This window comes from Atribacter sp. (assembly GCF_035418125.1).
GTDB classification, from domain to species: Bacteria; Atribacterota; Atribacteria; order Atribacterales; family Atribacteraceae; genus Atribacter; species Atribacter allofermentans.
Genome location: NZ_DAOLQM010000015.1, coordinates 9,322 through 18,594, shown reverse-complemented (window position 1 = coordinate 18,594; position 9,273 = coordinate 9,322). Strand labels below are relative to the sequence as shown.

General features: G+C 37.3%; 10 protein-coding genes. All 10 read right to left on the bottom strand.

Annotated features, from left to right (window positions below; translation table 11 throughout):
* Positions 1–208: 208 nt before the first annotated feature.
* Entirely contained in the window at positions 209–721 is a 513-nt protein-coding gene (locus PLK24_RS02080) for an ECF transporter S component (RefSeq protein WP_324476086.1), read from the bottom strand.
* A 162-nt stretch (positions 722–883) separates the two neighbouring features.
* Positions 884–1,807, bottom strand: a complete 924-nt coding sequence (locus PLK24_RS02075) for a P1 family peptidase (RefSeq protein WP_324476085.1) — start codon at positions 1,805–1,807, stop codon at positions 884–886.
* Between the two features lie 197 nt (positions 1,808–2,004).
* Positions 2,005–2,712, bottom strand: coding sequence for a zinc ribbon domain-containing protein (locus PLK24_RS02070; RefSeq protein WP_324476084.1), 708 nt, complete (start codon positions 2,710–2,712; stop codon positions 2,005–2,007).
* Positions 2,633–2,926, bottom strand: a complete 294-nt coding sequence (locus PLK24_RS11440) for an FmdB family zinc ribbon protein (protein ID WP_349770636.1) — start codon at positions 2,924–2,926, stop codon at positions 2,633–2,635. The genes PLK24_RS02070 and PLK24_RS11440 overlap by 80 nt, the downstream gene beginning before the upstream one ends.
* A 91-nt stretch (positions 2,927–3,017) precedes the next feature.
* Positions 3,018–4,646, bottom strand: a complete 1,629-nt coding sequence (gene groL / locus PLK24_RS02065) for a chaperonin GroEL (RefSeq protein ID WP_349770638.1) — start codon at positions 4,644–4,646, stop codon at positions 3,018–3,020.
* Between the two features lie 17 nt (positions 4,647–4,663).
* Positions 4,664–4,954, bottom strand: a complete 291-nt coding sequence (gene groES, locus PLK24_RS02060; RefSeq protein ID WP_324476081.1) for a co-chaperone GroES — start codon at positions 4,952–4,954, stop codon at positions 4,664–4,666.
* 469 nt (positions 4,955–5,423) lie between these two features.
* Positions 5,424–6,743: a sigma-54-dependent transcriptional regulator gene (locus tag PLK24_RS02055; protein ID WP_324476079.1), complete on the bottom strand. Its 1,320-nt coding sequence runs from the start codon at positions 6,741–6,743 to the stop codon at positions 5,424–5,426.
* Positions 6,744–6,892: 149 nt separating this feature from the next.
* Positions 6,893–7,897: a Gfo/Idh/MocA family protein gene (locus PLK24_RS02050; RefSeq protein ID WP_324476078.1), complete on the bottom strand. Its 1,005-nt coding sequence runs from the start codon at positions 7,895–7,897 to the stop codon at positions 6,893–6,895.
* Positions 7,894–8,772, bottom strand: coding sequence for a PIG-L family deacetylase (locus PLK24_RS02045; RefSeq protein ID WP_324476077.1), 879 nt, complete (start codon positions 8,770–8,772; stop codon positions 7,894–7,896). The genes PLK24_RS02050 and PLK24_RS02045 overlap by 4 nt, the downstream gene beginning before the upstream one ends.
* A gap of 12 nt (positions 8,773–8,784) precedes the next feature.
* On the bottom strand, positions 8,785–9,273 hold a 489-nt coding region (locus PLK24_RS02040), incomplete at its 5' end, for a sugar phosphate isomerase/epimerase family protein (RefSeq protein WP_324476076.1).

Sequence of the window (9,273 nt, the reverse complement as noted above, 5' to 3'; positions counted from 1 at the left end):
CGTCATCCTGAGGCTTCGTATTCAGAAGCCGTGAGGATCTCATCCTTTAATTATTTTAAAAAAAATTTGCTAAATGAGATTGCCACGTCGCACAAAACGCTCCTCGCAATGACGGTTTTAGATAGCTTTTTCATCCCCATCTGGCACAATCGAAGTGGTTTGGAAGTCTATCCTGTTTTGGTATTGAGACAAAAACTAAGTAAGTTTTTCATTTTGAAGGAAACTGGCGCTGTAATATTTTTACCAAAGGGAGAACAATTATTGCTGAAAAAATTAATTCTAATGTTCCATTTAAAGCAATAATTGGAGCTATCTGCTGTAGGGTAAAATTCCCAAACAAAACAGCTAAACCTAAGACTCCTATTGTGTTAACAAAGGTAGCTCCCAAGCTTGACGCAATAATACCAATATTTCCTTTTTTCAAACCAGCCCAAATATAATAAGCAACCACACCGATTAATATTCGAGGAACAAAACAGGCAACGAGATTAACCCCCATGGCGAAGAATAAATTCATTGTAGAAAAAGCAAGGATAAGACCAACCAAAGCACCAACTAATGGACCACCGATTATTCCACCAACTATTGCCGGTATATGCATTGTCGTTGCAGATCCTGAGAGATTCGGTACCGGTATTAACCCAATAGGAGTTACGCTGAGAATGATAGAAATTGCCCCCAACACACCGGCTAATACTATCTTTTTCGTTTGAAGTTTCATGATTATCCCTCCGTTCTAGTTCTCTTCTGAGATACCAGACGGATAAAGTTTTCTTTATCCATCTCTCGCCGCCATTTTGGTCGACGGGTTAAACAAAATTCATTCCTATTTTCGAATAAGCTAATACATCCTTCATTCAGTATAGGCTTCAACTCTATCAATTTATTTTATTATATCATTTCGGGAAGGTAAATCAGGTAATCCTTCAGCGAATAAAATTGAATGGATAACTGCTTCGGTAACACTTTCATATATACCTTGAAGAATACTCAGATAGTTGGGACGCCGATCACCCATTGAAACCATAAAAATGGTATCCCCATCAAAAAGAGTTGCATAGGGTCGAATACAAGTTGATAAAGCGGAATGAACAACATGAGAAAGCATTAAAAGGTCTTCTCTTGAAAAATAATAGTCCAGAACAACCAAAGCCAAGGTAGTATTATAATAAGATGTAAAACCAGTATCATTTTGAATATTTTTCAAAAAGCCTTCAATTTCTCCGCTTTTGTTTCTTCTGCCAGCTAATAATTGTCCATTTCTAGGATCATAAATGTCACCCAATGCGTTGGTAACAATAAAAGTATGGATACTATCTCGATGGTGAGGGGATTTTCCCCATCCAAAACCACTCTTCATAGCAAATCGAATTCCTGAGCTTTTTCCTACCGAAGCTCCAGTCCCAGCACCTACCGTTCCTTCTTTGGGTTTTTCTGTTGCATCCTCACAAGCAGCATAAACCCATTCTGAATGAGGAACAGCATTTTTTCCAACCTCTAAATCATAGATAACTGCACCAGCAACAATTGGAATATTGGCGGCTTTGGTTTTATATCCAACTCCTTTTTGGTGTAAATATTCAACCGCCCCTGACATACTATCAATTCCAAAAGAGCTACCTCCCGAAAATACTAAGGCATCAATATTTTCAACTAATTGCCCGGGAGAAAGAGCATTTAATTCTCTACTTCCAGGCGCACCCCCACGAACTGAGGCTATAGCACGATTTTTTCTTTCAAAAAGAAATACTGTACTTCCGGTATAAACACTCAAATCTGTATAATGCCCAATTTTCAGCCCTTTCATGAATTAACCTTTAAATCCTTTCTCATCGATTTATTAATGAATTGTATCGTTATATAATAAAAGAAAATAGTGTTTGAATGATAATAACTTTATTTTTAATAATAACCTATATATCCAAACTATTTACTTTTTTATTTTTTATGAGAAAAAACGAGTGAAATGAGGATGGACAAAACGTCAATATTTAAAAGACATTTCTATGACAAGCGGCAACCACAATATGGGCAGAGTTTAAAATCAGGAGATACTTTTTTCCCGCATTTCGGGCATGCACCAATCTTTTCTTCTTCTTCATCTGGTATATAATTTTCTAAAGCAGCTTTTATAGCTTGATGCCATTGTGAAAGGTCAATCATACTATCAAAAAATAATTCTTTTTCTCTTCCCCATTCATCTATATAATTAACTGAAAGATATTCTGGTCTCCGATTGACTCGTCTTACATTCATATTGGGATGTAGTATGCCTTGAGAGATGAGCTCTTTCTCGGGAATTGTTTTAGTTTGGCCAATCCGGGAGAGTGGAATTCGAAATATGACTTTTTCGAAGGGGAAAGCAAATCCAAAAATATTTGCACCTTTTTCAAAATTCTCAAACCATAAACTTTTAGACATTAAAAAAAGGAGGCCTTCCGTCGTATTCTCAAAACGGGCATGACCTCCTAAATAACGAGCAAAAGATGAAAGGATTCTTTTTTCCGAATATTCACTTTCTTTTTCTTGCCAAAAATCAGAGACTGAGACCGTCTTTTTTCTCTTTAAACCCCAGACAATCGCCCCAACTATTAAAACTGCAAAAATCAGAATATACGAAAAGCCGCCCATGTTATCCTGTTGTTTTCGAAGTTTTTGTTTTTGAGCTTGATGTGCTTCCACATGTCGAACAATTCCCAGTGCTACAGCCACTTGAACAGCTCGAATGAGCAGTTGAAGAATGAGAAGAACGGTAATCGGTACAATAAAAACCGCTCCCCTTAAATGATAAGCCTACGCCTTTGCTTACCAGCTTTCTAACTCTCCCTTTACAGATAGGGCATTGAGTTATTGGTTTATCAGAAAATGATTGCAATTCTTCAAACACATTTCTGCACTCGGTACACTGATATTCATAAATTGGCATTTTTGCTACCTCCCAACCTATCAACTGCCTGAAAAATTAGCCCGGAGAAATCATCCCTCCGGGCTACAATATTATAGCATTTTTTTACTTTTTAATAACCCATATCAGGACCTGGCGGCATCATTGGAGGTGTTTTTTCCTTTTCAGGTATCTCGGTCACGACTGATTCGGTAGTAAGCATTAAAGAAGCCACACTAGCTGCATTTTGTAAAGCTGCGCGGGCTACTTTGGTTGGATCAATAATGCCTGCTTCATACATATCAACAAACTCATTGGTTAGTGCATTGAATCCAAAGGTTAACTTTTCAGAATTCTTGATTTTCTCAACAATGATTGAACCTTCTTCTCCGGCATTTTCAGCAATCATTCGAGCTGGCTCTTCTAAAGCCTTTTTGACGATATTAGCTCCGGTTTTTTCATCTCCAACCAAAGATAAATCATCGATTATTGAAGCGCAGCGAATTAGTGCAACCCCGCCACCAGGAACAATCCCTTCTTCTACTGCAGCACGAGTGGCATGAAGAGCATCTTCAACCCGGGCTTTCTTTTCTTTCATTTCAGCCTCGGTCGCTGCTCCAACATGAATAACTGCAACACCACCGGCAATTTTTGCTAATCTTTCTTGTAATTTCTCACGATCATAATCAGAAGTGGTTTCTTCTATCTGACGCTTGATCTGGTTCATTCTGGCAACTATTTTTTCTTTAGTACCTTTTCCTTCAATAATGGTGGTGTTTTCTTTATCAATTACTACCTTGGTTGCTTCTCCCAAATCATCAAGGTTTAGGTTTTCTAATTTAATTCCTAAGTCTTCGGAGATAAAATTACCACTAGTCATTATAGCGATATCCTCTAACATGGCTTTTCTCCGATCACCAAACCCCGGTGCTTTAACTGCCGCTCCATTAATGACACCCTTTAGTTTATTAACCACCAAAGTAGCAAGAGCTTCACCTTCAACTTCTTCAGCGATGATAAGTAAGGGCCTTCCTCGTTGAACAACCTTTTCTAATAGAGGAAGCAAGTCTTTAATAGCTGAGATCTTCTTCTCATAAATAAGGATATAAGGATTTTCTAAAACTACTTCCATACGATCGGGGTCAGTGATAAAGTAAGGTGACAGGTATCCTCTATCAAACTGAAGACCTTCGACAACTTCTAAAGTAGTTTCTAGTCCTTTGGCTTCTTCAACGGTGATAACCCCATCTTTTCCAACTTTTTCCATCGCATCAGATATAATATTTCCGATAGATTCATCATTATTGGAAGCAATGGCAGCAACCTGAGCAATTTCTTTTCTCTCACCGACTTCTCTGCTCATTTCCTTCAGTTTTTTAATTATTTCATCAACTGCTTTATCAATACCCCTTTTTAATAACATCGGGTTTGATCCAGCCGCAACATTCCTCAAACCGTCACGATAAATACTTTCAGCAAGAACAGTAGCTGTTGTTGTTCCATCTCCAGCAACATCACTGGTTTTTGATGCAACTTCTTTTACTAGCTGAGCTCCAACGTTTTCTTTGGGATCAGCTAATTCAACTTCTTTAGCAACGGTAACTCCATCTTTGGTAATAGTTGGTGATCCAAATTTCTTTTCAATAACAACATTTCTTCCTTTTGGACCTAAAGTTACTTTGACTGCTTCAGACAGAATTTTGACTCCTCTTAAAATTGACTGTCTGGCTTCTTCTTCGAAAATGATTGATTTCGCCATTATCGTGTACCTCCCTTCCGCTACCCTTCGATAATTCCGAGGATGTCATCCTCTCGCATAATGAGATACTCTTCGTCGCCAATCTTTACTTCTGAACCAGCATACTTCCCGAAAAGTACTCGATCACCTGCTTTCACTTCAAGAGGCATACGATTTCCATCTTCATTTACTTTTCCACTACCAACAGCAACAATTGATCCTTGCTGAGGTTTTTCTTTCGCGGTATCGGGAATAATAATACCGCCTTTATGAACTTCTTCTTCTTCGATCCTTTTTACTAGGATGCGATCTCCGAGTGGTTTAATATTCACTCGACATTCACCCCTTTCGGAAGTATTTATTTAATTTATCGTATTTTATTTTAACCGTTTTTTTTGAAATTGCAAGAGGGTTAAAGTCAATCAATATCAACATTATGTCATTTTGACAAATATAAACCTTGAAAATCGTTTATTCTTGCAACCTTTCCCTTGATTCTATGTCATAATAACAGAATTGGCTAAATGATAGAGAAAAATATTTTTTGTTTTATTCATATACGTTGATGAGACAAAAGCTTTTTTATGAGGAATTTATCCAAAGTTATGAACTCAGCAAAAAAAGAGAGAGGCATTCCTACTAATTCTCCTCAATGAGAGAATTAGGTTGATTTTATTACTTAATACATCCTTTCAATTACCCTTTCTTGGTAAACGAACACACAATGATAGAGAGTCATTTAACCATTTTTCCTTATAATTGAGTAGATTAATATAATATGAGTATCTTTTAAATATACATCTATTGCTTATCGAGATTATACTGCTCAATTTTACGATAAAGGGTACGAAGCCCGATTCCAAGAATTTGGGCACTCTTGCTCTTGTTAAAACGATTTGCTTTCAGTGTTTCCCAAATTAATATTTTTTCTGCTTGTTCCAAGGACATACCAACTTCTATTTGAAGAGAGCGACCAGTCGCGACACCACTTTTAATATGAACAGGGATGTCTTCAGGAAGAATCAGCTCGCTTACACTTAAAATAACCATACCTTCCAAGGTGTTTTTTAATTCAGTAATATTACCTGGCCAATGATATTCTAATAGTAAATTCAAAGCTTCTTTGCTAATTTTAATGGTTTTCTTATTGATTCCCTCTTCAATTTCCTTTAAAAAAACATCAATTAGAAAAGGAATATCCTCCTTTCTTTCTCGTAGAGAGGGTACTTCAATTTTTACGGCATTGAGAAAATAAAAGAGATCGTTGCGAAACATTCCCCGGGTTACTTCTTCTTCGAGAGGAACTTCGGTTGAAGTAATAATATGCAAATCTTTATCGCTTCGACTAAAACGATTTTCCTCAAGAAAATCAATGAATTCATTCTGAAGAGGATAGGGTAAAAGGTGGATATCCTCAAAATAAATCGTTCCAGATGGTAACTGGTCAAGAGTATTCATTTTTGATGAAACATCACTATCACGATAAAATATTTTTCCTTTAAGGGCGCCAGGCGGTAAATTACTACAGAGTATTTTGTAAAAACCCTTTTCATCAGAGTAAGCATATTTGTGAATGGCTCTCGCTATCATTTCTTTCCCGGTACCCGATTCCCCCATAAGCAATATTGGACGTTTTATTTGTGAAACCTGAAGTATTAAAGAAAAAACTTTTTGCATTTTTTCTGATACTCCAGTAATTCCAGCAAAAGAATAACGATAATCAATGCGGCGTTTTAAGTCTTTGTTTTCTTCTAAAAGATTAATCCTCTCCTCTGCTCTTTTAATTGAAGAAAGTATTCTTGAAGGAGTAAGGGGATGTGATAAATATTCATAAATTCCTTTTGTAAACAAACCTCTAACTCGATAAGCATTTTCATTTTCACCAAAGGCAATGATAACTATATTAGATAAGCGTTGTCTGGCAACCGACAGCAATTCAAAACCATTTTCTTGAATAATTTTTTCTGCAATAATCATAATTTCAATTGATTCTCTCTCTAAACAGTTGATTGCTACGCTTCGATCTTTTACTGCAATGACATAATACCCTTCATCACGCAGTAAATTTGACAGTTTTTCTCGGATTAGAACATCTTCTTCAACAATTAAAATCTTACGCATGGTTTTTCCTTGGTCGTGCGTTCCCTTTGTCCTTATTCATTTTTTTGTATCTCTAAGAAAAGGTTCTTTCTTTTAGAAAGATTCCCTTCCCAACTTTAACCATCTTATCCTTATCCATAATCCTTTTTCATTTCAGAAAACCAACCCTTTTATAATTTCACAATGATACCTTTTTCCATTGATTCTCGAGCTGCATTTGCTACTCGAACGGCAGTAATGCCATGGTCTGCGGTTGCTTTTTCGATGGGTCGATGGTTTTCAATGCAATCAAAGAAATATTTCAATTCAAGATAATAAGCATCATCATCTTGAGCGTTAATTTTTTCCTCTTTTTCCCCATCTCGATAGACAACCACTGGATTCGCTTCTCCTCTTTGCTCAATATTCACCCCTGAACGGAATTCCCACTCAACAACACCTTCCGTCCCTAAAATCCGATATCCCATTGTAAAAGGGAATGTTCCCTTCATCATCCAGCCGCCTTCTATATTGGCAATTATTCCCTCAGCATATCGAACACTGGTTTGGGCATGATCCCAGGAACCATTAACTGACTGGACTCCGCGTGAGAATACTTCAATCGGCTTTCCTCCAATCCAGTTAACAAAATCCAAATCATGAATATGAAGGTCTAACGCTGCCCCGCCACTTAAATTTTGCTGAAGAATCCAACTTATTACCGACCAAGTGGGTGAAACACCTAATCGATAGGCATCGATGGAGAGTATTTTTCCGATTTTTCCCTGAGAAACTAATTCTTTAGCTTTCCTATATTCTCCCCAAAACCGGAGAGCATGACCTATCATCAGTTCGACACCGTTCAGCTGACAGGCATTTTTCATCGCCACGGCATCTTCGACATTTAAAGCCATCGGCTTTTCACAGAAGATATGTTTCCCGGCTTGAGCAGCTTGTAAAACATAATCCCGATGTAAAAAGGTTGGTAAACAAATATCAACAATATCGATTTCTTTCTCTTCAAGTAGACGAGGAAATGAAGAAAAGTGAGGAATTGTATATTTTTCTTGAAAACTCCGGACTTTTTCGGGTACTACTTCAAAAAAGGCAACTACATTAGCCCCCGGGATTCTTTTCCAACCCTCCATATGAACCCCAGCAATAAAACCAGAACCCAACAATGCAATATTTTTCATTGAGATTGACCTCCAGAATTATCAATCTTTTCTATTTGATGAATATATTTTTTATACTCACATCGAGGTCGCGGTTCAAAAGAAAGAAAAACTTCAGCAACCTGATTTTTTGAAATTATTCTTTCTTCTCGTGCTTTTAATAGTCCTGATATGATTTTTGCCTGGGTTTGATATTCCTCCATGGCTTTCAGGATATTCTTTTCCGCTTCTATAGGAGCCTTCAATGCACGATTGGCTCGAATTTCGGTGTCAACTCCCTCAACCATTGCATCTTCAGGAGAAAAATCGCTCCAAACAGCATATTGTAGGATCGAACGAATGGGTTCAGTTTGACCCCAATCTACCATTACTGGATCGCCAATTTGAGGAGTATCAAAAGCTCCGACCATATATGTAGCTGTATGATCAAGGTGTTCTCGATATCCATTGGGGACTAAAACACGAGTAATTTTTAACTTACGGAGCAGAGGCATAATTTTCCTAAATGTACCTTCCTCGCCTCCAGGAAGTTTATGCCCTATAAAGGGGAAAACGCTATAATCATCATATTCAAGACGGTGTATTTTTTCTTCCTTAATCCCCAAAACATTATAAGCTCGAGCTGTTTCCCTTGATCGAAGCGCAGTAATAATATATTTTTGTTCTATAACACTATAACCACCAGAACCATTGCAAAATATTATAATATGAACGTCGCCTCCAAACAGGGGAATGCCCTGAATAAGCGATCCTGGCCCAAGAATTCCATCATCATCGTGTGGTGAAAACACTACAACCCGTTCATCATGCGGTTTCCAACCAGGGAAAATAATATTAATATCATTACCCTTTTGACCCGACCGGAGATTATAGAAAATGAAGTCTTCTTTACGCATAGCGTTTGCCTCCTATACTATAACTTTTTGAAGATAATCATAGGATTTTTTAACGCATTCATCAACATAAGTAACTGGATGTTCAAATGAGCCGCTGTATTCAATTTCTACGCTCATTGGTACATCAACTTGTTTCTCCTTAAGGATGCTGAAAATCTTTTTAAAATTAACCATTCCCTCGCCTAACGTTGGAAAGTTCCATACTTTATAGCCGCCTATCTTATCCTTTAGATGGATATGAATAATCCAGGGAAGACAATGAACAATATCTTCCTCTGGCAAACTATCACCATAAAAAATGCAATTCCCAGTATCATAATTGATTCCTATGGCTGGATGATTAATTGTTTCCATGATTTTCTTAGCTGCTTCTCCATTTTTAAGAACATCACCGTGGATCTCAAGCCCCACTTTAATTCCTTTATTGAGTGCATAATTTCCTAAAGCCGGAATATGTTGGTAAAATAACGACAAGTCACTTTCTTTTTCTACCGTCCCAGT

Excerpts from the sequence above, each read along its gene's own strand:
- PLK24_RS02080 (WP_324476086.1), bottom strand. The coding sequence starts at position 721 with ATGAAACTTCAAACGAAAAAGATAGTATTAGCCGGTGTGTTGGGGGCA.
- PLK24_RS02075 (WP_324476085.1), bottom strand. The coding sequence starts at position 1,807 with ATGAAAGGGCTGAAAATTGGGCATTATACAGATTTGAGTGTTTATACC.
- PLK24_RS11440 (WP_349770636.1), bottom strand. The coding sequence starts at position 2,926 with ATGCCAATTTATGAATATCAGTGTACCGAGTGCAGAAATGTGTTTGAA.
- PLK24_RS02055 (WP_324476079.1), bottom strand. The coding sequence starts at position 6,743 with ATGCGTAAGATTTTAATTGTTGAAGAAGATGTTCTAATCCGAGAAAAA.
- PLK24_RS02050 (WP_324476078.1), bottom strand. The coding sequence starts at position 7,897 with ATGAAAAATATTGCATTGTTGGGTTCTGGTTTTATTGCTGGGGTTCAT.
- PLK24_RS02045 (WP_324476077.1), bottom strand. The coding sequence starts at position 8,772 with ATGCGTAAAGAAGACTTCATTTTCTATAATCTCCGGTCGGGTCAAAAG.